We start from the raw sequence: 26,156 nt of genomic DNA on the forward strand, positions 1-26,156 counted from the left end.
CTTTACACAAGGTTATAGCGGAACATTAGAAAATGCCTATGGAATCTGGGAAAGCAATTATTCCAGTACCGAGTCGGATCCGCGCGGAGTGGAAGCGGACGGTAATCTGGACGGTAATTTCCCTGATCATACGGGACAATCCGATTTCACGATCAGGAATATGACGATCGAATTAAAATTGGCGAAGCTTGAAGATACACAACACGCCGATTTTAAGAAAAAAACGATGCAGGATGTACTCAAAATTCGCCGTGGCGCCAAAGCAACTATTGAAAATGCATTGGTAAAAGGTACAGGTACGGCGCAGGATGTGATCGATGTGGACGGGGCAAATGCAGGTACGGCTATCAGCTTAACGAACCAATTGACTTCGGTTACAGACAAGCTGATAAATCCGGAAGCCGGGTTACCGAACGTAAAAATCGAACCAGGCAATACCGGTTGCCCAACCGATATCTTTGCCTGGACGGGATATCAGTTCTAAGTAAATAGTACTCTATTCAGAGATAAAAAATACCTTGGTGCAAATCAAGGTGTTTTTTACTATCTATACATTGATTAGTTTATACATTTGTTGCTGTATTGATTGATATATAACATTACGAAAAGCGTATGAAAAATAAAATATGGCTATTGTTGGCCGGTTTCTTTCTGGTCTTGGGCTTACCCGCACAGAAACCACAGGATATCCCGCAGTTGTACCAATCGGATGGTGTTTATTATCGCGACAGGGCGCAAACAGAACTCTATACGGGAGACTACCGCGAATATTACGGGAATAATACGATCAAGCTGGAAATGCAGATAAAAAACGGTCTGCCCGAAGGTCCTTATATAGTCTATTTCGAAAACCGGAAACCCAAGGAGGTGCGTTCCTATAAAGATGGCAAACTGCATGGTTTGTGGCGGAATTATGATGTATCGGGGCAACTTATCTCCGAAGCGGAATACAAGAACGGACAAAAGCACGGGACATGGCGGATCTGGGATGAATTGGGAGTACAGCGGTATGAAATGAACTACTACGACGGTAAAAAGACCGGGATCTGGAGAATGTGGAGTGACAAAGGTGAACTGATAGATGAAAAAAGATACTGACTGCAATCTTAACAATAATGTAACCAAATCGTAACCATTTTGTAACATTTATAAGAGACCTTTGTGGCCAAAATAATTTAGTACTGAATGGATCCTGTTTATTTAATTATTGTAATTATTCTGTTAGGCCTGGCAGCGTTAGACCTCATCGTAGGGGTAGCAAACGATGCGGTAAACTTCCTTAATTCGAGTATCGGGTCAAAAGTAGCTCCTCTCTGGGTAATTCTCACAGTCGCTTCCATTGGAGTGATGATAGGGACGCTGTTCTCAAGCGGGATGATGGAGATCGCCCGAAGCGGGGTCTTTTATCCGGAGAAATTCACATTCCCGGCCATTATGATCCTGTTTCTGGCGGTGATGCTTACCGACGTCATTCTGCTCGACCTGTTCAACACATTCGGATTACCTACTTCCACCACAGTTTCTCTGGTATTCGAACTCCTGGGAGCGGCGGTTGCAGTTGCTCTTTTCACCATCTGGACTTCAGGATCGGGCGAACAGCTGGGGGAATTCCTCAATAGCGGGAAAGCCTTAGCTATCATCGGTGGTATATTTATATCCATCGCCATCGCGTTCGTGGCGGGTAGTGCCATCATGTATATCTCCCGTTTGATATTCTCTTTCAATTACACCAGGACATTTAAATATCTGGGCGCCATCTGGGGTGGGATTGCCCTCACGGCTATTACCTACTTCGCCATTTTTAAGGGACTGAAAGGAAGCGTGCTGGTGAGCCCTGATATGCTCGATTATCTGGAACACAACATGGGAACGGCCCTTCTGTACACCTTTATCGGATGGACGGTGTTCATGGCGATACTTCAACATCTCTTCCGGGTAAGGATACTCAAAGTGATCGTGCTGGCCGGAACCGCCGCATTGGCCATGGCATTCGCCGGAAACGACCTCGTGAATTTTATCGGGGTATTTATGGCCGGTTACGATTCATTCCGGATAGCACAGGATGTCGCTGCTTCAGGGGGCGATATCAATCTGCTTCATATGGGTAAGTTGTCGGAACCGGTAGTTGCCAATATCTGGTGGTTGCTGGGCGCCGGAGTGATCATGGTGCTGGCGCTCTGGTTTTCTAAAAAATCCCGGACTGTGACAGAAACGGAAGTAAATCTTGCCCGCAAAGGGGAGGGAGTGGAACGATTCTCCTCCTCATCCCTTTCACGCTCCATGGTGAGGAGCAGCCTCAATCTCAGTAAATCGATCGGCAGGGTAATGCCGGTATCGGCAAAAGATTTCATTAACAGGCGGTTTCAGCCGGTGGAACTGGAAAACAAAGCTTCTTTCGACTTGATAAGGGCATCCGTCAACCTTACCATTGCAGCCCTGTTGATCTCGCTCGGAACATCGTTGAAATTACCCTTATCTACTACCTATGTTACTTTTATGGTGGCTATGGGTAGTTCCCTGGCCGACCGGGCCTGGGGACGGGAGAGCGCTGTTTACCGGATCAACGGAGTACTGACGGTGGTGGCAGGCTGGTTACTGACTGCACTTGTGGCATTCTCCGCTTCGATGCTTGTGGGTCTATTCCTGATGTGGGGCGGCAAGATTGCTATCGCTGTGATGTTGCTGCTGGTCGTCTTTATCCTGTTTAAATCAGGGAAGTTACATTCCAAACTGAAATCCAAAGAACAACAGCATCAGCAGATCCTTTCCAGCGAACAACAGTTGGTCACTTCCTGTAACAATGAAGTACACCTGATGCTGGAGAAAACACTCTCTATCTATAAACGTGTCGTGGAAGGACTGAAAGATGAGGACAGGAAGCTGGTAAGGAAGGCCACGGGTGAAGCCTATGAGTTGTATGAAAGATTCAAGGATAAACGGGATTATGAAGTGGTTCCCACGCTGGAAAGCATCCAGATGAACGCGCTGGAGCTTGAACAGGAATATGTGCAATTGGTGGACTACTCCTATGAAATTACCAAATCGTTGAAAGTAATTTCTGAGGCAACTTTCCGGTATATCGACAATAATCACACCGCATTCTCCAAAGAACAGGTCGAAGACCTGAAGGTCATCTATAAAATCCTTTCCGAAGCGTTTGCCGGATACGAGAAGATGGAAAAATCAGGCGATTACGGCCAGTTTAACCTGATTGTAAATATGCGGGAAGCGATTCTTGATTTGAATCCAAAATTGACCAAACGCCAGATTAAACGGGTAAAAGCAGGAGAGTCGACTACCCGTAGCAGCATTCTTTTCCTGAGTCTGGTGAATGAATCGAAGATCATCACCCTGCAATCGAGCAATCTGATGAAGTCGCACCGTAACTTCAAGGAACAATATGCCAAGTCGGTATCGGAGCGAAATACAAAGCACTTCCTGGAACAAGCTCCTCTCGATGTCTAAACGCTATTTGTATACGGTTACGGTAATAATATTACCTGATCCAAAAACTTTTTATCTGCTATTTATTTTTGCAATAGACTAACGCTCAGATTCTGATTTTTCGTGAGATCGATTTCTGTTGTATAGGGTTCGTAAGAAATCAATTCAACCGTTAGTTCATATTTACCGGGATTTACACCGGAGATGGTAAATTGCCCGTCAAGATCGGAGTAATATTTTTTTCCGTCCACAATAATAGCAGCCCCGGCAAGCGTCTCTTTGTTCTTATCGTCTACGACTGAACCGGTCAGTTGTAACGCTTTTACATTTTCCACACGGTTGACCGATGTGGTCTCTTTACTTTTTTTCTCGCTGTTATTGTCAATGAAAGCAAAAGCAGACACCGAAATCAATAAAGAGCAACCAAGCATTAATACAGATCTCATAATGGATACTATTTTGTCAGTCTAATTTAAAACTGTACAAAAGTAGGGAGATAACGGCAAACAGGGCGTTACGTTTTGATTAAGTTTTTGTTAAGTTTTGGTTGCTCATTCCACCGTCACTGATTTCGCCAGGTTACGCGGCTGGTCCACATCACACCCTTTCACTACCGCAATATGATAGGCCAGTAATTGAAGAGGAATAACCGAAAGCAAAGGGGCCAGACAGGGCATTGTTCCGGGTACTTCAATAGTATGGGATGAAAGGTTCTTTATGACAACGTCCCCCTCGGTGACGATGGAAATGATCCTGCCTTTGCGGGCTTTTATTTCCTGAATATTACTCAGTACTTTTTCGTAAGTTTCGGATTGGGTTGCAATGGCTATAACCGGCATTTCATGGCTGATAAGCGCTATCGGGCCGTGTTTCATCTCGGCGGCAGGGTAACCTTCGGCATGTATGTAGGAAATCTCTTTCAGTTTCAGGGCACCTTCCAGGGCGACCGGGAAATTATATCCCCTGCCCAGATAAATACAGTTGCTGGCATAGGTGAAAGTTTTCGCCAGTTCGGCAATCTGATCGTTTTTCTTGAGCACATCGCCTACCTTATCGGGTATCAGGCTCAACTCCCTGATCAGTTTAAGGTATTCATCGTGTGAAAGCGTTCCGTTCTCCTTTCCGATGAGAACGGCCAGCATGGTGAGGACGGTGACCTGCGCCGTAAAGGCTTTTGTAGATGCTACGCCGATTTCGGGGCCTACATGTGTGTAACATCCTGAATGTGTATTTCTCGGTATGGAGGAACCTACCACATTACAGATACCGAAGATAAATGCTCCGTGTTGTTTGGCAAGCTCTACCGCCGCCAATGTATCGGCGGTCTCCCCCGATTGGGATATGGCAATGACAATATCATCCTGGTGGATGACCGGCTTCCTGTAGCGGAATTCGGATGAATATTCCACTTCCACCGGGATGCGGGCATACTCTTCGATCGCATACATGCCGATCTGCGCAGCATGCCAGGAAGTTCCGCAGGCAGTGATGATAATACGTTTGGCATTCAGGAATTTGTCTTTATTGTCAATAAAACCGGCCAACGTAATATTATCCTTGTCGACATTCACCCTGCCGCGCATACAATCACCCAGGGAGTGAGGCTGTTCAAATATCTCTTTGAGCATGAAATGAGGATATCCCCCCTTCTCAAGTTGACTAAGGGTCAGCTCGAGTTGCTGTATCTGCGGCGTTTTGTCAATATTCCCTATTGTCTTGATCTTAAGCGGTTCATTCCGTTTTATGGTGACAATCTCCTCCTCGCCGATATAGGTGACCCTGTTTGTGTATTCGATGATGGGCGTTGCGTCGGAACCGATAAAATATTCCTCTTCTCCTATACCGACCACTAAAGGACTCCCTTTTCTGGCCGCCACGATCAGATCCGGATTATGTTTGTCGAGAACGGCAATGGCATAGGCCCCCACAACCTGGCCTAATGCCAACTGTACGGCGGTAGGCAGATCGGTGTCATTCGTTTTCTTCATATATTCTATCAACTGCACCAATACTTCCGTGTCGGTTTCGCTTTGGAATATATATCCCTCTTTCATCAACCCTTCTTTCAGAACAGCATAGTTCTCAATGATCCCGTTGTGAATGATGGCGATCTCTTCCGATTGCGAATAATGAGGGTGCGCATTATTTTGAGTCGGCTCTCCATGGGTCGCCCAACGGGTATGTGCGATTCCGATTGTCCCTATAGTATCTTTTTGTTGCGCGAATTGTTCCAATTCATCTACTTTCCCTTTTGTTTTGTATACTTTGAGATGTTTATTATCGATCAAAGCGATTCCGGCGCTGTCATACCCACGGTACTCGAGCCTGTGAAGCCCTTTCATCAAAATAGGATAAGCTTGCCTGTTACCGATATATCCGACTATTCCGCACATATATGATTATGATTAAGTTTGATGGAATATAATACAAGAAGGTGGAATATCCGTCCGGATAGGGGCAGAAAAAGTGATAACGCTAAAAACGGACTGGATGGATTCACCATGTTCAATTACTTTAGATATTTTGAGTCGCCTTCGCTCTTCGATTTTCAATTCTTGCAACGACATATTCACCTAAACTTAGTTGTTTTCCAAGCAAGCTTGGCTTCTGTTCGTATTGCTTAACGAAAATATTCCGGTTATTTTTATAACGAAGATGCAAAAATGCATTATCTTTCTGAAATATCAAAGAAAAAAGAAAAGATATTTACAATATAACAAAAAAGACGGGTTATTGTTTAATATTATGTGTTAATGACATTAATTCTCCAGTAATATTGTCATTTTAACACTAAATGCAATAAAAATAAAACAAAATGTTTGTTGAGTAATTCCGGGGCCTCCCCTCAAATTTTGGGGACAATGTGTTGCACAAGATGGATGAGGTATTATCTTTGTAACAACTATTTCGAAAAGTATGGCAAGAAGAAACCTTTCTCAGACACAGATTGCATTTATCATTATCCTTTGGATTGTACTGGTTGTCTATATCCTGTTATATGCAAAAATAACCCCGTTTACCGTCATCTCCATTCTGATATCGGGGGCAATTGTTTTTATTCCTGTTTACAGAAATCTAAAAAAATAGCTATTTGAGTAACGAAATTAACATAAATGCATAAAATATTTTTGTTTTGGAAATTATTTTCTAACTTTGTGTTTCAAAGTGATTTTATTGACATTATTTGATTAAAACAGAATTTTCATGCGATCTTCAGAGGTTATCGATTTTCTAAAAAGGCGTTTTCCCAACGAGCCGGAATACCATCAGGCTGTTGAGGAAGTAGTGGAATCAATTGAGGATGTATATAATGAACATCCCGAGTTTGAAAAAGCAAACCTGATCGAGCGTTTGGTTATTCCCGATAAGATTCATTCTTTCCGTGTTACATGGGTCGATGATAAGGGAAATGTACAGACCAATATGGGTTACCGGGTGCAGCATAACAATGCCATTGGCCCTTATAAAGGGGGAATTCGCTTTCACGCTTCGGTATCGCCTTCTATTCTGAAATTCCTTGCTTTTGAACAGACATTCAAGAATGCACTTACCACGTTGCCGATGGGAGGAGCCAAAGGAGGTTCCGATTTTTCACCCCGTGGTAAGTCCGACGGGGAGGTGATGCGTTTCTGCCAGGCTTTTGTGGAAGGTTTGTGGCGCGTCATCGGGCCCAATACCGATGTACCTGCCGGAGATATCGGCGTGGGCGGCCGTGAAATAGGTTATATGTTCGGTAAATACAAGAAGTTGGCCGAAGAGTTTACCGGCACATTCACCGGCAAAGGACGCGAGTTTGGCGGATCGCTCATTCGTCCCGAAGCGACCGGCTACGGGAACGTCTATTTCCTGCTGGAGATGCTGAAGACCAAAAATATAGATATCAAAGGAAAAAAATGCCTGGTTTCGGGATCGGGTAACGTAGCCCAGTATACCTGCGAAAAACTGCTGGAATTGGGGGCTATCCCCGTGACGCTGTCGGATTCCGACGGTTATATTTATGATCCCGATGGCATCACTGAAGAGAAACTGCGCTTTGTGATGGAGTTGAAGAATCTCTACCGGGGACGCATTCGTGAGTATGCCGAGGAGTATGGTTGCAAATATGTTCCCGGGGCGCGCCCATGGGGAGAGAAAGCGGATATCGCCCTTCCTTCGGCTACCCAGAACGAGGTCGACCAGGCGGATGCCGAAGCGCTCGTGAAGAACGGTGTAATAGCGGTTTCGGAAGGTGCCAATATGCCGAGCACTCCTGAAGCTATCGCGGTTTTCCAGTCGAATAAGATACTGTATGCTCCCGGAAAGGCTGCAAACGCGGGTGGAGTATCGGTTTCGGGACTGGAAATGACACAAAATTCCGAACGGTACAGCTGGCCGGCAGAACAGGTGGATGAAAAACTGAAATGGATCATGGCGAATATCCATGAGAACTGTGTGAAATATGGTACGGAAAGCGACGGTTACATTAACTACGTGAAAGGTGCCAATATCGCCGGTTTCATGAAGGTTGCCAAAGCGATAATGAGCCAGGGGATTTTATAATTTGTCTACCCCTGTCATAAAAAAAGCGGCAAAAGCCGCTTTTTTTATGACTACTGATGAATAACGAGGGTCGCGAATTGCCGGAAAGTATTCCTGGCTACCATTCAATAGCGTATTCTTCATCTTCAATCAATGTATTTATATTGCGTTGAAGCGACATGGTGCCTCTGACTGAATAGCGGGTCGTATAACCGGGCAATTCCAGTACATCTTCAAATGTGTATTGCATACTGACCGTAACTGTTCTTCTTAACAGGGTAGGGCGGGCAGAATCCATAATGTTTACTATTTCATAACCAGGCTGGCCGTTTACCTGCAGATTAAGTATATCAGGGTATACAGCTTCAAGAGATACTGTTCCGGTACTATCTGTTTCAGCATTAAATGTAGCTATGACTTTGAAATATTTACGATCCTTTCTTTCTTCCTGTGTTACTCCGGCATAAAAGAATATTGAATTTTCGTCAACGACATGAGCTGTACGTGTATCTACAATGATCGGTTGATTACTTTTCTCGGTATAGACCGATAAATTTGTGGTGCCGTAAGTTCCCGAATAATCATTAAAGGGAGTTACCCACAATAAGGCATTATTGTAATCCTTGCGGGGGTGCGATTGATAATTGTAAGAAGGGTCATCTTCAATAACGAGAGGAAGCATCCACTGATCTACGAGATCCAGGTCTTTTAATTTAAAATGGATGTCTAAAAGCCCTGATTGTTTACCCGCGGGGATATGTACCACAGGATTGGGAATGTCATAAAATGATTTATCCAACAACCGATAATACAAATCCGTCCGATTGTAATAATGTTCCTTATTGTATATATCCAATGTATCGGGATCCAGAATGATATGAACATCTCTGTCTTTAACATTGGCTGTTGTTCCGGAAATGGTAACGGGTAGTTGATAGCGAGTACCGTCTTCTCCTTTATATTTCACTCTGATCCGGGTCACGGTACTACCTGCCGGCGCTTTCAGACAGGCGTATTGCCTGTATTGTTCGTCTTTCCACTCGTCATTGCAGGCACTGCATATAACCAGAATAGTCAAAATACTACCCAATAAATATTTAATATTTTCCATTTGTGTAATTTATTAATTAATAGCTGTTTAACCAGCCTGTATTTTGAGTCAGGCGAATATTTTTCTGTAACTCATCTCTATGGATTGGCCAAAAATAAGTTTTTTCGGCAAAGCAGGTACGCACGCTTGAGATTTCTACCGGCATGTGAAATTGTTCCTTTTCAGTTTCTGTCATTAAGGTGTTGCAGCCATAGAATGGTAACGCTTCTTCTTCCGGTGCGTCTTTCCATCGGCGCAGGTCAAAATAACGATGCCCCTCACCCATGAACTCTATCTGGCGTTCCCGCTTTAATTTCTTTCGGAATGCATTGGCGTCATCATACATATCAGCTGCATAATCAGGTACTCCTGCGCGTATGCGTATCGGTTGAACACCCTTTTTTAGTTCATTGATGTCCCGACTGATTGAATGTGTTTTAGTTCCATCCCATGAAGCTATTTGATAGGTTGCAGTCAATTCATTCAATGCCTCTGCATAAATTAACAATATTTCCGCGTAGCGGATGGCAGGATCTGCTTTTTTAGTGATATGTGAATTGCTTCCGCTGGCATTCCGGTCATCGTTGGTATCGGTGGGACGAACAAATTTCTTCACGCCTATACCGGTGAGCAACCAATTGCCCGAATTGCTTTGTCCTTCTTCTCCGCCCCGGTAATACCAGCAATAATAAGGTCCTTTATCTACCTCCAAAGTAGCATTCAGTAAATTCCACAGCGCCCCGTTGTATGCCACCGAAGCATAGAAGCGGGGTTCGCGGTTGGCATATTGAAGGGAAACGCCTTTTGTCAATGGTTTATAAATTCCCGCCTGTATGTCGGCATCCGTTACAAAACCTGTTTCCCGCTGGCTACCATCTCCTCTGCCTATTTCCAGATCTTTACCCGGACAATCGGTTCCGTCGCTCATGTAATAAGCGTCGCATTGTTTCTGCGTCATGCAGGTCTGGTTATATCCTTTGGCCCTGAGAGGAAGTTGGGATAATACCATAAAATTTATGCCATGATCCCCTTGATTCTGACCACGGGTAAAGATCAATTCCGGGTTTTCAGTGGCCGTCAGTTCTCCGTTGAATACTGACCGGTAGGATTCGAAAGGATCTATATCGGCATACCCTTCGGGCCAGTTCTTCTGAGAAAAATCACCGTCATCATAAGGCGTAATGGTTTCCGGATAAGCAAGGTCGCCACTCTCCCGTTGATAAGCCACATATAACTGATAGGCGTTTAAATCCATTACGTCCCTTGCAGCGGCAGCGGCCTTTGCCCATTTTTCTTCGTCATATGTTTCCGAAAGTAATCTCTTACCCTGATCATCTACTAATTGCGAGGCGTAGTTATCTTTATTTCCATTCATCAGAGGACTCGCCGCATATAAAAGAACTTTAGCCCGGACACTTAATGCAGCTCCACGGGTAGGCCTGCTGATAGACAGCAGTTCCCTGCGTAAAGGCAAATCTTTGGCCGCAAGGGCCATTTCCGAAACAATATAATCCACACATTCGTCGTAAGTGTTGCGGGGAATTGACAACGCAGCATAACTTTCCGTGTAATCCAATCCTTCTTCGGGTAAAAGAGGAACCGGTCCGTATTTTTGCAATAACTTCCAATAATAAAAAGCCCTTACAAAACGTGCCTGAGCCCTGAAATCCGTAACTTCCTCTTCTGTCACTTCTTCACAGGCATGTACATTCTGTATAAATATGGAAGCCTGGCGTATGCCCCTGTAAGCATTTTGCCAGGAACCTTGCCAGGATTCTTCACTGTATGTTACCTCCCGGATGTTTTTGTATGTGGGGTTATACATATCGTCACTAAAACCAAAGGGCCAGTTCCCGATGCCGACATCCCCGTTATCATTAATCATAGGAGAATAAGCATTCGCCAGCCATTCTTCCACATAGTCTTTTTTTAAGAAAACCGTTTCAAGGGTCAATCGATCTTTGATCTCCTTGTCAACATGTAAAAAATCGGTACAAGAGACAAAAGTGGAAATGATCGCGACCACGGTGAATATATTCAATCCTTTTTTCATACGATTATTTTGTTTTTTTCATTTCGGTGTATGGAACTCGTTATAATCATGTTCTTGAGTGTAATGATTTACATACTCGTTTCATTTTTCTGTTCTTTTATAAGTTAACGGTTAATCCGAGAGTTAAAGACTTGGAGAGAGGATATCCTCCTCCGTCCGTTTTCGCCGCTTCCGGATCCCAAAGTGTAAACTCAGAGAAAGTGAGTAGGTTGGTTCCTACGAAAAATACTCTCATTTTATTGATCTTAAATTTATTAACGAAGTTTTTAGGTACGCTATAGCCCATCTCAAATGTTTTTAAACGTAAGTAGGAACCGTCGCGTAACCAAAATGTAGATGCTTGGCGATTGTTCCCGTTTTGGTTTTCATATTCCAAACGGGGATATTTTGCATTGGGATTTTCGGTTGCCGGATCGCCCGATATATCACGGGAAATCCAACGATTCTCCACAACATCCTGCAATACATTTCCCCATTGTCCCCGGGAGAACGGATGAGCTATCCCTCCCGAAAGAAAGAAGGACGATTTACCGGCACCCTGAAAATGGATATTGAAATCTACATTTTTCCATTGGGCAGATATGCCTAACCCGTATATTAAATTCGGCTTGGTGGTAGCACCTATCGCAACTCTGTCTTCATCGCCGATCACTCCGTTCCCATTCACATCCTGGTATTTTATGTCTCCCGGCCAGACAGATCCCCATGCATTTTGAACCGGACTGTTACGAATGTCATCCCAATCTTTGAAAAGTCCGAGGGCTATCAATCCCCTTGCCTGATTCACCCGGTATCCTTTTTCATACTGATAAGGGAATTGTTTGAAACCTTCATCTCTTTCCAATATTTCATTTTTGCTATACGTAGCATTACCCCGGATGGTCAGATTGACATTGCCTATCTTTTGTTTGAAAGCGAAATTACCATCTGCCCCTCTTGAGAGGACACTTCCCACATTGGCGCTTGGGTTATCTCCGGTATTCAGCCCGACAGTCCATGGCAATGATGTACGCGACATAAAAATACCTGTACGCTTTTCATGAAAATAGTCGGCCGTTATGCTGAATTTATCCCTCAGAATAGAGATATCGACACCTACATCATGCTTTGTTGCCATTTCCCAGGTAATACCGGTAGAGGCAACCCGGGTATAAGATTTCCCCTGAAAAGAACGGGTAAAATCAAAATCGGCCCATTGATAACCGTCCATATCTTCCCCGATAGAATACATGTAAGGAAATCTGGTTCCTACATTATCATTACCGACCCTTCCCCATGAATAGCGAAGTTTGAACATTTCCAGCCAATTCAGTTTGTTTTTGACAATGGGTTCTTCTGAAATGTTCCAGGCTAAGGAGAAAGCCGGAAAGAACCCGAATTGATTATTGACGGCAAAGTTTTCAGAACCGGTATAACCAAAGTTAAAGTTGGCATAGTAACGGCGTTTCCAGTCATACATGAAACGGCCGGCCATCCCCTGATGGCGGTATGGTATGCTGTTTTTCAAATCGCTTCCCAGATTATAAGTCTGTACTTTTGAATCCTGATTGTATTTTAATGTTGCACCGAGATGATGGTCGCCAAACCCCCGGTTATAATGCAACTCCGCTTCCAGAAATTCCCGGCGGTCGCCTCCTCCTCCGGAACTTTGCTCCATGAGTATTTCCGCATTCGCCCGTTTAAAAACTATTTCTCCTTTATCGTCGCGTTGGCGTTCGGCCGTCCAGCGTTCGGGTGCTTTTATTTTGTTTATCCAATTACTGTTGTTCGTGTCATAACCGAACTTACCTATAAATCTCAACCCTTTGGTGATAAAATCAAGCTTCTGTTCCAGTGTAACATTGGTTTGTACTTCATTTAACCAGTTTTGCCTGTAACCGGTCTGTGTGGCTGCCACCCACGGATTGTCACGTATATCGTTCACATTGTAGCCGGGGAAATAACCATTCGAATAGGTTACGGGCATCTGTACGGGATTTTGTCCCGTAAGGCTGTTCCAGATAGCATTCGTTCCTTTTCCTGAATCGTTTACCTTCTTCAGCATACCCGATACCCCAATGTGCAATGACGTAGTACTTGTGATATCCATATCCGCATTTATTCTATAATTATACCGCCGAGAATTGGCATTTGTATTATAATCTTCTTTGATGGATCTGTCGGTTTTGTACATTCCTTCCTCTTCCACATAGCTCAGGGAAACAAAATAACGTGCATTGGCGCCTCCGCCGTCCAGGTTCACGTTTGCCCTGTAACTCATGGCGCCATCCCGCAATATGACATCCTGCCAGTCAACGCTGGGCAAGAGGTCGGGATCCAGTCCATACTTTATGGAGATCAGTTCGTCTTCAGCATACACCGGCTCCTGGTTACGGGTAATACGCGCCTCGTTCAAGAGGACGGCGTAGTCATATCCATCGACATATTGGGGAAGTTTGATCAGGGAGTTATGAATCGTTTCAAATTTTGTGTTGATATTGATCTTACCCGGTTTTCCGTGCTTTGTGGTAACCAGCACTACCCCATTGGCTCCGCGGGCGCCGTAGATGGCTGTTTCGGAGGCATCTTTCAACACCTGGAACGACTCGATATCCTCGACATTTATTTCATCAAGATTGCGCTCAAAACCATCCACCAGTACCAAAGCGCTGTTACTTGCTCCAAAGGTGGAGATACCCCGGATCCAGAATTCGGAAGTAGTATGGCCCGGCTGGCCGCTGGTCTGCATAGCCAATACGCCTGCGACATTCCCGGCCAATGCGTTTGTTACATTAGCAGAGGGGGAGGATTTCAACACATCCACATCTACAGCAGTAACAGCGCCTGTCAGGTTTATTTTTTTCTGTACTCCGGTACCTGTAACGACTACTTCTTCCAAAATGCTTGATTCCGCTTCTTCCATTATTACATTGATCACGGTTTCGGTTTTTACCAGTATCTCCTGGGATTTAAATCCGATATAGCTGAAAACAAGCCGGTTAAAGGGTTCAATTTTTATTTTGTAGCGCCCGTCCATATCTGTGATAGCGCCTAATCCGGGTACATCTTTCACCACCACGTTGGCTCCGATCAAAGGTTCATTATTCTCATCGGTGACTATTCCCGTTACTTCAAGTGTTTTGGCTCCATCGTTATTTTGAGCAAATCCGTCTGGCAGGACAAACAAAAAAAGAATGGTACATAAAATTGTAAAATATCTCATGATTGTATTAGTTTTAGCCTGTTAAAGTATTACTCGTCAATTACGATGGTGCGGATGCGTGAATTGTTGGCATCTCCGATATAGAAAGTTTTATTCTCTTCATCATAAGCGATCCCCACGGGTTGATTAAATCGTGCCTCTTTTAACAGATCCCCGTCTACATATCCCCACGCATTACTGTTAACACCTTTGCTTCCACGTCCGGCATAGGTATATACGAACCCTTCCGGGGTTAAATAACGGATGCAATGGGCATTCTGGTCGGCGAAATAAAAATCATAGACATCCGGTTTTCCTTCCCTTTCATATTTTTCATTTTTAACGAAACAACCCTGCATCGGGTTTCCCAATCTTGCATTGGTGCCTTGCCCGTCTTGCCATCCTTCCTGTCCGTCGCTTCCTGCAAAATTATTGGCGACCTTCAATGTTTTATTTTCCCAGTCATACTCTGCTTTCATGATCAGTTTTTTATTCGGAACGGTCATGTATGCATAATCCCCGCTGGGATGAAAAAAAACAAAAAACTGGCAGTCCCTGTTTTTTAAGGTGTAAAGTAATTGGGAGGTCTTTGTTTGCCAGTCGTAACGGACTAACTCGCCGGTTGTACGGGAGTTATAATACAATTCTCCGTTCATAGGATGAATGGTGCAAGTGTTGTTGCGCCTGTAATAAACAATATGCTGGGGTTTTTTAAAGCCATTGTTCCGGGTTACCCAGGATACGGCGATTGCCCCATCCACATCTTGTTCATTGGAAATCAACAGGGTGTCCCGGCTTAAGGTAAATTCGAGTTGCCTCATATTGGTCCAATTCCCTTGTCCTCTTTGAAGCAATGTGGATACGGTGTTTGTTTCAAAATCCAAAAGACGGATCGAAATACCCATCCCATCAATCATATAAATGTGTTTTTTATTCTTTGGGTCTATGGTCAGCCACCGTGGGCCTTCAAATCCGCAATCATCAAATGGGCCATCTTTAACCTCTTTGTTCCCGGTCGGGTCGACATAGCCCGCGAGGGTGGATACTACCGTTTTGCTTTGGTAATCAAATATTTCAGCAGCTGTTGCACGTGCACTATCCGGGCCTATTGCAACCTCAACAGTACCATTGACCGCACGTTGTGGAACCAGGCAGTATATGATTTCACCATTGCTCCCTATGACTTTCGCAGGAATACCGCCTATCTCGACGGATATTTGAGCAATGTCGGTTCCAAAGTTTTTCCCGTAAATATGCATGCGCGTCTTTGCAGACCCGCTCTTGGGTGTAAAATCGGTTATTTCAACCGGATGGTTGGGATCAAATTCACTCTTATTTTTTTCTGCCTCGTCTTTGCAACTGTGAAAGAAAAGCATACCTGAACAAAAGAACATCAAACACGTGAAGTTCATTTTTTTAAAAAATCTACTCATGATTCTAAATATTAGATAAATTATCTTTTAGTGATTGTCATCCTGGTTTCAAAGATTATTTTGTCTTTCGTTTTGTTGATTTAGTCCGGTCGAGTTTTTAATGAACGTTTTCGTTAAGCTATATGAGCAGAAGACAAGCTTGCTTGGATTATGCCATAGTGAGAATTGGAAATCGAGGAATGAATGCGACTCAAAACGACTACTGTAATTGAACCTTAATTTGCTAAAGAGGAGTAGGTATCAAATGATATCGAAATGATCGACCTTTCAGTAGCAGATTATTGATCCTTATTCAGTAATTGCAAATGTAGCGGGTTAAATAGGTGTATTTTAACACGGTTGGTTGTTTAACTTCAAATGAGAGGGAGTAAAATACGCTATAAAGGAATAAAATACAACGCCGTATAAATATTTTTTTTGTATTTTTGCTGACTAAGGAGTATTATATTTCATCTTTCAGCATACAACAAACGCTTATGGAAACAACTTACAGGGTTAACCGGAAACATCTGGGATATAATGTGAAACGCCTTCGTGAAATTCTGGGCGTGAAGCAGGAAGATCTGGCGGAAAGGCTGCATCTGACACAACAATCAGTATCCAAGCTTGAGAATAGAGACGACCTGGATAATGAAACGTTGGAGAAGATAGCCAACGCGATGAATATCCCTTCGGCTGCCATAAAGAATTTTACCGATGAAGGGGCTGTGCATATCGTGTCGAACACATTTACTGAGAATTCATCTATTGTTAATTATCCGATCAATAACCCGATCGAGCGGATCGTGCAGTTGTATGATGAAAAAGTGGAGTTGTATGAACGGATGCTTCAATCGGAGAAAGAAAAGGTTGCTTTATTGGAAGAACTGATCAGAAGTAAATTAATTTCCGGAAACATGGAGGCGTAGATTCAAATACAACTTGCGAAAGTTTAGTCCCACTATAATCTTTCGCCAATAATACCGGAGAATTCTGTTTTTCCGAGTCATTCCTTTCTAAATAATGCACTTACCGGATAATACCTGATATATCATTTGTAATCTGTCGTATATCCCCTATGTGCGGGTATCTCTATTCTCCTTTTATTTTCCCTTCCGTACACACAATTTCAATTTCCAACGGCTGTACATCCCTATCCGCTCCACCTTCTGTTCGTCATATTCCCAGCAAATAGTGAGGTTCGCACTAAAAGAATAAGCTGGCCAATAGCGTAAATATCAATCCGCAAAATGCGATGATAGTCTCCATTACCGTCCAGCTCTGCAATGTTTGCTTTTCATTCATGCCCAGGTATTTCCCCACCAGCCAGAATCCACTGTCATTCACGTGCGACAGCAATGTGGCGCCTGAGGCAATGGCAATCACCACCAATGCGCGTTGAGGGTCCTTCAACCCGAATTCACTGATAATAGGTGCGATGATACTCGCGGCGGTGATCATGGCTACCGTGGCAGAACCCTGTGTTACTCTTACGACAGCGGCAATGATCCAGGCCAACAGGATAGGCGGCAGCGGCGAGCTGGACATCGATTCTGCCATGATCTGCCCGATGCCGCTGTCGACCAGCACCTGCTTCAGCACGCCGCCGGCGCCGGTGATCAGGATTATGATCCCGGCAGGACCCAGCGCTTTCGTACTCAGATCGAGAATTTTCTGCTTGTCCATTCCTCTTTTTATACACAAAAAATAAGTGGCAAGAAGCGTGGCAATGATCAATGCGGAAAAAGGATGCCCGATAAACTCCGGTATGTCGGTGAAAACGGATCCTTTTACAATTCCTTTTGAGACCGCTACGGTGGTGAATGTATTGAGCAGTATAAGGAGCAGCGGAATAGAGATAATAACGGCAATTGACCGGAACGAGGGATATTCCTTTGGATCAGACTCCCGGAGAGTATCGTCATCACTATAAGGAGGCTCCAGATATATCTTTTGGGAGATATACTTTCCGAAAACAGGCCCTGCAATGATAGCTGTGGGAATACCAAGGATAAATCCCATCAGAATAACCCATCCCAATTGAGCATTGATGATATCCGCAACCGCAACCGGGCCGGGGGTGGGCGGAATAAAACTATGGGTGACCGCCAGACCGGCCAGCAAGGGTATAGCGTAATAGAGCAGCGAACGTTTGGTATCGCGCGATAATGCATACACAATAGGAACCAGAATGATAAATCCCACGTCGAAAAAGACGGGGATAGCCACTATGAATCCGGTCATGACCATTGCCCAGGGCGCCCGTTCTTTCCCAAACTTCTTCACTAAGTAATCGGCCAGGGACTCTGCGCCTCCCGAACTTTCCAGCATCTGCCCGAAAATCGCCCCCAATCCGACTACCGTTGCCACAAAACCAAGCGTTCCGGCCATTCCTTCCTGAATGGATCTCGTGATGTCGTTCAGCGGCATCCCGGAAATGATTCCTACATAGATGGCCGTGATCAGCAAAGCAATGAACGCGCTGATCTTGAGCTTCAAGACCATGAACAGCAGAATGGCCACTGCCGAGAGGATGGTAAAGATTAAATAGAGTGTTGACATCCCTGTTCTTTTAGATTAAATGAGTATCTGTATAAATAATCAGTTCCTCATATCGTGGGTCTTTTATAACCTTGGCGGTATGGACGTGCTGACAATTTTACGACTTCATCGGTGCCTGAAATCCTATTCCCTGAAGCATCCCACTTCACTTCGCTATCGGTTTCATACGAGATCATTGCTAACTGTACCGCGGCGGTCGATTGGAAGGCGTCTTCCACATTACAGCTTATCAGATTTTTATCTTTTGTCCTTACTGCATGGATAAATTCAGCCAGATGTTTTTCCTGCATATCGGGTGTATCGATATCCATCACCTGTTGTTCACGGTTTCTTCCCGCAGGTGTCAGTATCAGTTTATTATCAGCAGCAAACAGGGTTGCTTTCTCCCCATAGAAGAATATGCCATTGTTGAATTGAGGATTCAGGTCTCCGGCACCCCAAAGCCTGTGTTGCCAGACCACCGGACAATCTTTGAAATACATGGTCGCCAAAAGCGTATCGGGTGTGGTTATCCTTCCTTTCAGCACATCAAGGCTTCCGGTAGCCTGGATCGATTCAGGCATTTCGAAATCCATGATGGTACGGATGATGTCTATATGATGGATACCCCAGTCTACCAAATGACCGTTGCCGTATTCTTTCTCAAGCCTCCAGCTCCCATGCCCTATGGATGGACTGTAAGGGAGTTTCGGGGCAGGGCCGCACCAGGCGTCCCAGTCCAATGAAGGAGGCGGATCTTGGGCAGTGGTATCCGCATTCCCCGGATTGTAATGTATTTGTGCGCCTATCTGACGGATTCTGCCTATGTCTCCGTTTTTAATGAATTCCCTGGCTTTTTGGAACGATTTGCTCTGACGCCGTTGAAAGCCAATCTGCACAATATTTCCTGCCTTCCTCGCCGCTTCTATCATAGCTTTTCCTTCCTCCACATCATAAGCCAGGGGTTTTTCGCAATAGACAGGTAGTCCTTTTTTGCAGGCATCCACAAATTGCAGGGCGTGCCAATGAGGCGGTGTTCCTATCAGTATTGCATCCAATCCCGGCACATTTAAGAGGTCATGGTAATCCTTAAACTCCCTGGGTTTCGATCCCTGCAACGTTTCCAGTTCGATCACGCTCTTTTTCAGATGGGCAGTGTCCACATCGCAGATGGCTGCAATCTCAACGCCGCCTGCCTGCAACGCCGCTTTGGCGATTACCATTCCGTACCATCCGCTTCCGATGAGTCCGATCTTTAACCGGATATCCTGTGCAAACAAAGGTGTATGGAATCCTGTGGCTACTGCGGCCGTTGCCAGGGATGATCTTTTGATGAATGTTCTTCTGTCCATATTGCTGAATTAAAAAACGGTGTAAGGAATAAGATTGAATAATGGATAGTTATATTGTTAAAATCTCGCTCTTTTTATTAACGTATGCTCCGGCAGAATGTTCAGTAATTAAAAAATTCTATATAATAGTATTTTCGATAATGGTAGGCTAAAGCAGCCCGAATCCCGGTACGATATATGAATTAGCAATTCATAAATTTTTTTTATTCTGGGAATTACGTTATTTTTGCAACCTCAAAAGATGGTCCGGTAGCTCAGCTGGATAGAGCAACAGCCTTCTAAGCTGTGGGTCTTGAGTTCGAATCTCAACCGGATCACTCTAAAAATAAGGCACTTATCATGTTAATTCTGATAAGTGTTTTTCTTATAACAAACAAATAACAAACGCGTGCTTATAAAACTATGAAATGAACACAAGTCAATTGGTGGCGTAGTTATTTATTTAATCTTGAATGTAAAGGCCACCAATTTGTTTTACAAGCGTTCAGCGCTTTATAAATCTCATATTGACAAAGAACTGAATCATGTCTTCCCTTGCATGTTTTTCCTTTAGGATCATTCTTATAGAATCCATTCAATACTGGTATTGCCTTTTCTGAATGAATTTGACCTAATGTCCAAATTGCGATATGTGAACGGTCTCTAGGTGAATTTGTAGTATCAAGCAAATAGGCTATCAAAGCATCTTCAGCTTTGCCAGGATATTTTTCTTTAACTACTCTGATATTATTCTTAACATCAATATCTATCCATATATAAATAACGACATATCCTAGAAGTAAGAGAGTTATAAGACTCCCACCAAAAATTAAAATTATTTTCTTCATGGCTGCTCTATTTAATTTTCAAAAATTATTATACAATCAAAGGCATCAATAATTAGAATCAGAATTTAATACATTAACTTTTTAAGAAAGACGTACTATGCCACCTAACGGGTAGGTGCTTGCCGAAGTGGCGGAATAGAAACCGCAGAACCTCGAACGGTAGCCTCCGTGAGCAAAAGCCGTTTTTGTTTACTAAATTACAAATTTAAAAGCAAATAACAAACGGCTTTTGCGGATAGAAATCACGAAACTTCTACAATTAGTTTGACACCGCCATTTCGGCAAACGCAATGTTGCCTGCCGGCATTCTATATTTCCTTTGAAAATAAATATGCCCGCTTTTCAAAATTCATTTCTTCGTACAATTTATGTGCGTTTGTCCGATGAAATGCACTGTCCAATTCGATTCTTTTACAACTATGTGATTTTGCAATCCGTTCTATTTCGTCCATTAATGCTTTCCCTATTCCACGATTCCGATATTCTTCATCGACAACCAATTCGTCGATATTTCCGAGATTCGCCATCATCCATAAGTTGTTTTTGATTGTCAAAGAACAAAATCCAACGAGTTTTTCATTGTCAGTCGCACAAATATACACCTGATAATCACTCTTAAATCCTTTTTCGATTACCGTTTTGACAGCATCCGTATCTATCGTTTTATTTGGCCAAAGTTGTCCCAATAAACCGATTAATTGGGGAAAATCCTTTTGCGATAAGTTTCTGATTTCAATCATATTTTCGATTTTACAAACCTGTGACCTGTTGTTTTGTCCCGTCAGTTCCTGTATCAAGTGTTTAACGGGAACTTTATCATATTTTTCAGCTTTTCTAATCATCGTCAAATTTGTTTTTTGTAGGCTCGAAAGAATTTCAGTCCGTATGCCTTTTCTTCAAAGTCGGCGGAATGGTTGTCCGAACGCCACAGTCTAAAAGGGTGTAAAAGTTTAATCATTTCAGCCATCTTTGTCTTCCGTACGAAACGGACAGCCTTTCAACGACTTTAAAATTCCGTTCAGATTTGCACTTCGTTCGGGCTTGCAGGCAACGTCTTATTTACGCAATAAATCTCCAACATTCGTAAATACGAAGTTTAGGACATTCGTAAATGCAATTTTGTAATCTCCTTATTGTTTGAATTAAACAATTAAATATAAGTTATATAGTCAATATCATACACTCCTTGCCTCTTGTGAGTTTACGCAGGTTATGAATATTAGAATGTGATATACTTCAGTTCTCAAAGATAGCAATTTTAAAGTTTCATACCGTCAGATTCATGGTTATCCGCTTGTTGCCAATAAACTTATTGTATTATATTTTTTGTTCGGGTTTATCAATTGAGAATTAATGCTAAACCTTTTTTTCGGTGTCAGGTGGTTATATCCGGCCGTCACATCCTTTTTTGTACTGTGCCCGACCATTTGTTTAATTACCGTTTCGCTCAACATCAGCTCGGAAAGTAAGTGCGTCATATAGCTATGACGTACCCAATTCGTTGATACATCAGTGTTTAGTCCTAACTCTGCCGCCATGATCTTCAAATTGGAGTTGATAGGATCTAAATCCCGACGGTTCAGCTTTTTTATATTTACTTCGTCTTGCTCGCCTATGCCATTGAGAAATGGAAAGATATACCCGTCCAGTGAACTATTTCCGTGCCGGTTTATTATTTCTATCATTGGAGGTAATAGGGGCACATATACCGGTTGTGAATCACCCGAATCAATATCAGTTTTTTCCCGGTAAAACTTTAATTCCTTGTCATATGTTATGTGGCTGTATTTAAGTAGACAAAGGTCTTTGAAATTCATTCCGCTGCCATAAAACATGAAAATAAATACATCTCTCGCCAGTTCCATCGCCGGATGAACCGTTTCGATGCCGAAAACGATCCTATGCCTAAAATGTATATACCAGTTATTTGGGACGAAGTAAAATCAACCATCAAAGAATCCGTGGAAAAAATTTCTGTATAATAAATATAGTATATATCCCATGGAAAAGGGCTCACAACAATTGAGTGCTATCTCCGTAATATTAAGGGAAAAAGAAATTGTTGAATTCGGAGGAGCCCCGAAAACCGGAGGTTATTACTTTACTTCAAATGTAGCTGATATTTAGATAAGTAACGAATACCCTTATTTATATGCCCCGTCCCTGTAAATATATCCTTCTCTTATCCGGTATTGGCATGGGCTGAAAGCCAGACACGCGACCGCCACGACTATGGCGAAACCGTCCTATCAATACGAGAAGACAGTTATCGAAAAAGCCAAAAGGTTAGAGCAGGCACGATTCAAAGAACAGGAAGCAGAACGCTTGAAACAGGAAGCGAAAAAACTATCCTATTACTAAAAAAACTAAAATGATGCAGCGTTTTTCAGTTTTATGTGTCTTTATTATAAATTTCTCTTTTAATCCATTATTAAAGTGAAAACGATAACAAATGATGATGAATAAATCAATGTCAAACATTCTGACGGCATTTATTCCTAACAGATCGAAAAGGGAGAAGTGGCGTGAGGAATTGGTAAAATCTGATCTATCCTTTTTGATGCGTAAGGGGCTTGCAGAGGTTATGGCAGGAGTCATCCCGCACAAAATGACGAGGAACCGATGGCGGGGAATTTTTCGTTACGGATTATTACGAGCCCTTAAACTCCGCTGGAAGGTGTATCGGAATAGGGCGGTATCTCCGAAGCATTATCTGGCTGTCTGTGCAATAGCAAAAAACGAAGGTCCTTATTTTCAGGAATGGATAGAATGGCATCATAATTTAGAAGTAGAGAAATTTTACATATATAACAACGAAAGTACGGATAATACCGAAGAAGTATTGGCACCTTACATCGCATCAGGCTTGGTGGAATATGTGTTTAGGAAGGGGGTGAAACAACAACTGCCAGTCTATGATGATTGCTTGGAAAAACATCGTTTGGATGCACGTTGGATTGCGTTTATTGATCTGGATGAATTCATCGTGCCGATACAAGACAAAACGATTCCACAGTTTTTGTGCCGATTCGAGGGTGCGTCTGCGGTAGAAGTTAACTGGTTGGTATATGGTAGTGGGGGAGCCAAGAAAAAAGTGGCCGGAGGGGTCATGGAGCGATTCAAAAGACATTCGGAACCAAGCCATATTTTGAACAGAAATGTGAAGAGTATTGTCAATCCACGTCGTGTCTTTTCATTTATCGGTTGCCATGAAGTAGCAAGAATGTCCGGAAAAACTGTTGATTCGCACGGTCAATCGGTTCGAAAGAACTTCAGAGATCGCAAGCCCCAGCAGGATGTTATTCGTATCAACCATTATTCTGTAAAATCCTACGAAGAGTTTTTGAAAAAACGTGCCAGAGGTCGAGCAAGAACACTTAGCATCCGGAATTTGGACTATTTTGAACAATTCGACCTTAATGATATAGAGGGGTGATGTTCGATGTCTTTGGATTACAATGATATTCTTTATTGGTATATAGTTTCCATAAATTGAAACAAGCACTACTTCATCATTTCAGGGTTTTACCCCGTATAGATAACAACCCCATCCAACCCGAAATTGAACTGCCGGACTTATCGGCAGGAAAATATCATTTCAGTAAACTATAGGTCGATTAATAATTCAGAAATTCGGAAAGGCATTGGCTCAAAAGTTTATATATACTCTGTCCTTTAGGTACGGGTTTTCATCGTTCTTTACTATCGCACGGATTGTCCGGATCACTTTCATAATAAGACACTTATCGAATATATTCAGTGAGTGTTTTTATTTTTGGGGAATGGGTTCATAGTAAAGAATTACTGCACCGCCACTAAAAGTTTTTGTCTTTACAAGTGTAAGAGCTATCCTGTGGTTTATATTTTTAAATAACGGCAAACCGTTTCCTACTATAACAGGATGAACGCAAAGTTGGTATTCGTCTATAAGACTAAGTTTCGTCAAAGCCACAATCAAACCCGGACTGCCGACAAAAATATCTTTACCCGATTGCTGTTTGAGTTCTAAAACTTCTTCTTCAAGGTCTCGGGTTGCCAACTTTGTACTTTTCCAATCTACATTTTTAAGCGTGTGAGAAAAAACAATTTTCGGTGTTTTGTCCATTACAATAGCAAAGTCATCCATTGATTTTTCACCCGAAGGATTTTCTACAAGAGTCCGCCAAAATTCCATAAGTTGATAGGTTATCCTGCCATATAGAACGGTGCCTGCCTTACTTAACAAGTCAGCGTAATGTTGATGTATTTCTTCATCTGGAATTATTGCTGTATGGTCGCAAAAACCGTCAAGTGTCATATTGATTGCTGCAATTACTTTTCTCATATTTTGCTTTGTCAGATGTGTTTAGTCGTTTCGTGATTTGATGCCTTGTTCTTTGAGTTTTATTATGCCTGTCCTGTATAAGTCAAGTGCTTTTTGCAAGATGCTTTCAATAGTCTTTATGGGTAAATCTTTGTTCGGATTAATCCTAAGAATCTTCATTCTTGTACGGTTGCCTTCTTCCAAATCGGGATGATCCAGGTATTTTCCTTCCACCATTAGAATATATGGTTCGTCTGTCTTTTTATCTATCCACAAATAGCAAAACATCTTTTTCTTATAGCAGAAACAGGGCATTCCCCACTTTTGCGTCTCAGTAATATTTATATCCTGATTAAGAATAATGTCCCGTAATGCAAACAAGCAACTCTTGTTTGGCTCTTCTTTATTCAGATAATAGTCATGAAGCTGCTCAATCATTTTTTCTATTTTACAGCAATTAAAAAGTCGTTTGGGTTGCAACTGCAACCGGGCCAGAATTACTGACATTATAGATTACCGGCATTTACCCTCTTTAAAGCCCATTTCTAGGGTTTTTCAAGGTCGTCAAGCGTATCGAAAGTTAGGATCATATCAACCTGCACTTTGTTTTTCTTTCGGAATAAATTTGTTTTCCCACAAGTTTTGAGAATGTGGAATTCATCGTTCCGTTTTCATCACAAAATCCGTCTTTTATATGGGGCTTGTTTTTATATCGCGTGTTGGCTGCCAATTTTTCACATAGCTCAACCGGATAATGCAACAATGTGGCTCCTGTTCCCTGAATCATGATAATCGTTTCATCAGAGGTGTCACCAAAAGATTCATAAGCGATAGTTATTCCATTTACCCTTACTTTCCCTGGTTGAGCCCTAATATTGCCCGTTGTCAAAATGGATGTCAGGCAAATAAAAAATAATAGCCTGATTGATAAAAAATTTGAAGTCATAATAACATATATCCGTTCTTACTATTAATGATGACTAATAGTAAATTTATAAATTCGTTGTCCTGGTTGTTCCAGTTAAACTCCGGTCTTGCTAAACAGTATTCATTTTTTGTCGCAGAAACTACACAGCAATTTATTTTTTTAAAGTTGATAATAATTCGTCCAACTGCTCTAATCCCATTGTCATACCCTCTTTAAAGCCCATTTCTATGGTTGTTTCAAGGTCGTCAAGCGTATCGAAAATAAGTATCATATCAACCTGCACTTTGTTTTCTTTCGGAATAAAGTTGTTTTCCCATAAATTTTGAGGGAATGCAGAGTTCATTGTTCCGTTTTCATCACAAAATCCGTCTTTTGCAGTAAATGATTTTTCTTTCTCAATAGTAATGTACGAAGCTTTACTCCAATGCTTTTCCCCTTCGGGGCCTACCATTGCATAATGCCAAAATCCGCCTTCCCGAAAATCCATTGTTTTGGTTTCTGCTCTCC

General features: G+C 42.7%; 22 protein-coding genes, 1 tRNA gene and 1 pseudogene. 9 read left to right on the forward strand and 15 right to left on the reverse strand.

From position 1 onward, the window contains the following. The 3 genes and pseudogenes from Q0502_RS05610 to Q0502_RS05620 all read left to right on the forward strand — a co-directional run. Nucleotides 1-484 (forward strand): annotated as a pseudogene (locus tag Q0502_RS05610) (hypothetical protein); the annotation flags it as partial. 128 nt (nt 485-612) lie between these two features. Further along, nucleotides 613-1,098, forward strand: coding sequence for a toxin-antitoxin system YwqK family antitoxin (locus Q0502_RS05615; RefSeq protein WP_298648221.1), 486 nt, complete (start codon nt 613-615; stop codon nt 1,096-1,098). 87 nt (nt 1,099-1,185) lie between these two features. Further along, complete coding sequence (locus Q0502_RS05620) at nt 1,186-3,465, forward strand: inorganic phosphate transporter (RefSeq protein WP_298648224.1); 2,280 nt, start codon at nt 1,186-1,188, stop codon at nt 3,463-3,465. Nucleotides 3,466-3,527: 62 nt separating this feature from the next. Here the strand turns inward: Q0502_RS05620 and Q0502_RS05625 are convergent, their stop codons facing one another. Both Q0502_RS05625 and glmS read right to left on the reverse strand, forming a co-directional pair. Then, nucleotides 3,528-3,890 carry a carboxypeptidase-like regulatory domain-containing protein gene (locus Q0502_RS05625; RefSeq protein WP_298648226.1) on the reverse strand — a complete coding sequence of 121 codons (363 nt, stop codon included), beginning with the start codon at nt 3,888-3,890 and terminating at the stop codon, nt 3,528-3,530. Between the two features lie 105 nt (nt 3,891-3,995). Next, nucleotides 3,996-5,837 carry a glutamine--fructose-6-phosphate transaminase (isomerizing) gene (glmS, locus tag Q0502_RS05630; protein ID WP_298648229.1) on the reverse strand — a complete coding sequence of 614 codons (1,842 nt, stop codon included), beginning with the start codon at nt 5,835-5,837 and terminating at the stop codon, nt 3,996-3,998. Between the two features lie 523 nt (nt 5,838-6,360). On the opposite strand from glmS, the gene Q0502_RS05635 reads away from it, so the two are divergent. Beyond that, nucleotides 6,361-6,531 carry a hypothetical protein gene (locus tag Q0502_RS05635; RefSeq protein ID WP_298648231.1) on the forward strand — a complete coding sequence of 57 codons (171 nt, stop codon included), beginning with the start codon at nt 6,361-6,363 and terminating at the stop codon, nt 6,529-6,531. 117 nt (nt 6,532-6,648) lie between these two features. Next, nucleotides 6,649-7,983 (forward strand): NADP-specific glutamate dehydrogenase, encoded by a 1,335-nt coding sequence (locus Q0502_RS05640; RefSeq protein WP_298648233.1) that lies wholly within the window; start codon nt 6,649-6,651, stop codon nt 7,981-7,983. A gap of 97 nt (nt 7,984-8,080) precedes the next feature. On the opposite strand, the gene Q0502_RS05645 is transcribed toward Q0502_RS05640, so the two are convergent. The 4 genes from Q0502_RS05645 to Q0502_RS05660 form a co-directional block, all read right to left on the reverse strand. Then, on the reverse strand, nt 8,081-9,073 hold the full coding sequence (locus Q0502_RS05645) for a DUF4973 domain-containing protein (RefSeq protein WP_298648236.1): 993 nt from the start codon (nt 9,071-9,073) through the stop codon (nt 8,081-8,083). Nucleotides 9,074-9,089: 16 nt separating this feature from the next. Further along, nucleotides 9,090-11,105 (reverse strand): RagB/SusD family nutrient uptake outer membrane protein, encoded by a 2,016-nt coding sequence (locus Q0502_RS05650; protein ID WP_298648239.1) that lies wholly within the window; start codon nt 11,103-11,105, stop codon nt 9,090-9,092. Nucleotides 11,106-11,202: 97 nt separating this feature from the next. Continuing rightward, nucleotides 11,203-14,307, reverse strand: a complete 3,105-nt coding sequence (locus Q0502_RS05655; RefSeq protein ID WP_298648242.1) for a TonB-dependent receptor — start codon at nt 14,305-14,307, stop codon at nt 11,203-11,205. 29 nt (nt 14,308-14,336) lie between these two features. Further along, on the reverse strand, nt 14,337-15,698 hold the full coding sequence (locus Q0502_RS05660; protein WP_298648246.1) for an IPT/TIG domain-containing protein: 1,362 nt from the start codon (nt 15,696-15,698) through the stop codon (nt 14,337-14,339). Between the two features lie 497 nt (nt 15,699-16,195). Between Q0502_RS05660 and Q0502_RS05665 the strand changes: the two genes are divergently transcribed. After that, entirely contained in the window at nt 16,196-16,627 is a 432-nt protein-coding gene (locus Q0502_RS05665) for a helix-turn-helix domain-containing protein (protein ID WP_298648249.1), read from the forward strand. 277 nt (nt 16,628-16,904) lie between these two features. Here the strand turns inward: Q0502_RS05665 and Q0502_RS05670 are convergent, their stop codons facing one another. Continuing rightward, on the reverse strand, nt 16,905-18,260 hold the full coding sequence (locus Q0502_RS05670) for a gluconate:H+ symporter (protein ID WP_298648251.1): 1,356 nt from the start codon (nt 18,258-18,260) through the stop codon (nt 16,905-16,907). 47 nt (nt 18,261-18,307) lie between these two features. Further along, nucleotides 18,308-19,591 carry a Gfo/Idh/MocA family oxidoreductase gene (locus Q0502_RS05675; RefSeq protein WP_298648254.1) on the reverse strand — a complete coding sequence of 428 codons (1,284 nt, stop codon included), beginning with the start codon at nt 19,589-19,591 and terminating at the stop codon, nt 18,308-18,310. A gap of 243 nt (nt 19,592-19,834) precedes the next feature. Here Q0502_RS05675 and Q0502_RS05680 point away from each other — a divergent pair. Continuing rightward, a tRNA-Arg gene (locus tag Q0502_RS05680) sits at nt 19,835-19,908 on the forward strand. A gap of 117 nt (nt 19,909-20,025) precedes the next feature. Here Q0502_RS05680 and Q0502_RS05685 read toward each other — a convergent pair. The 3 genes from Q0502_RS05685 to Q0502_RS05695 form a co-directional block, all read right to left on the reverse strand. Then, nucleotides 20,026-20,418, reverse strand: a complete 393-nt coding sequence (locus Q0502_RS05685; protein WP_298648257.1) for a hypothetical protein — start codon at nt 20,416-20,418, stop codon at nt 20,026-20,028. A 308-nt stretch (nt 20,419-20,726) separates the two neighbouring features. Next, nucleotides 20,727-21,260, reverse strand: coding sequence for a GNAT family N-acetyltransferase (locus tag Q0502_RS05690; RefSeq protein WP_298648259.1), 534 nt, complete (start codon nt 21,258-21,260; stop codon nt 20,727-20,729). A gap of 444 nt (nt 21,261-21,704) precedes the next feature. Beyond that, entirely contained in the window at nt 21,705-22,283 is a 579-nt protein-coding gene (locus tag Q0502_RS05695) for a tyrosine-type recombinase/integrase (RefSeq protein ID WP_298648262.1), read from the reverse strand. A 367-nt stretch (nt 22,284-22,650) separates the two neighbouring features. Here Q0502_RS05695 and Q0502_RS05700 point away from each other — a divergent pair, with 367 nt between their 5' ends. Together Q0502_RS05700 and Q0502_RS05705 are read left to right on the forward strand one after the other, a co-directional pair. After that, nucleotides 22,651-22,779 carry a hypothetical protein gene (locus Q0502_RS05700; protein ID WP_298648264.1) on the forward strand — a complete coding sequence of 43 codons (129 nt, stop codon included), beginning with the start codon at nt 22,651-22,653 and terminating at the stop codon, nt 22,777-22,779. A 109-nt stretch (nt 22,780-22,888) separates the two neighbouring features. Continuing rightward, nucleotides 22,889-23,854, forward strand: a complete 966-nt coding sequence (locus Q0502_RS05705) for a glycosyltransferase family 92 protein (protein ID WP_298648266.1) — start codon at nt 22,889-22,891, stop codon at nt 23,852-23,854. Between the two features lie 333 nt (nt 23,855-24,187). Here the strand turns inward: Q0502_RS05705 and Q0502_RS05710 are convergent, their stop codons facing one another. The 4 genes from Q0502_RS05710 to Q0502_RS05725 form a co-directional block, all read right to left on the reverse strand. Further along, nucleotides 24,188-24,742: a dihydrofolate reductase family protein gene (locus Q0502_RS05710; RefSeq protein ID WP_298648269.1), complete on the reverse strand. Its 555-nt coding sequence runs from the start codon at nt 24,740-24,742 to the stop codon at nt 24,188-24,190. A 21-nt stretch (nt 24,743-24,763) separates the two neighbouring features. Then, nucleotides 24,764-25,228 carry a DUF1801 domain-containing protein gene (locus Q0502_RS05715; RefSeq protein WP_298648272.1) on the reverse strand — a complete coding sequence of 155 codons (465 nt, stop codon included), beginning with the start codon at nt 25,226-25,228 and terminating at the stop codon, nt 24,764-24,766. A gap of 79 nt (nt 25,229-25,307) precedes the next feature. Beyond that, nucleotides 25,308-25,667 carry a hypothetical protein gene (locus Q0502_RS05720; protein ID WP_298648275.1) on the reverse strand — a complete coding sequence of 120 codons (360 nt, stop codon included), beginning with the start codon at nt 25,665-25,667 and terminating at the stop codon, nt 25,308-25,310. Between the two features lie 133 nt (nt 25,668-25,800). Next, nucleotides 25,801-26,156 (reverse strand): SRPBCC domain-containing protein (locus Q0502_RS05725; protein ID WP_298648278.1); only part of this gene is annotated, 356 nt, incomplete at its 5' end.

Origin of the sequence: uncultured Proteiniphilum sp., from assembly GCF_937873925.1 — a bacterium.
Taxonomy (GTDB): Bacteria; Bacteroidota; Bacteroidia; order Bacteroidales; family Dysgonomonadaceae; genus Proteiniphilum.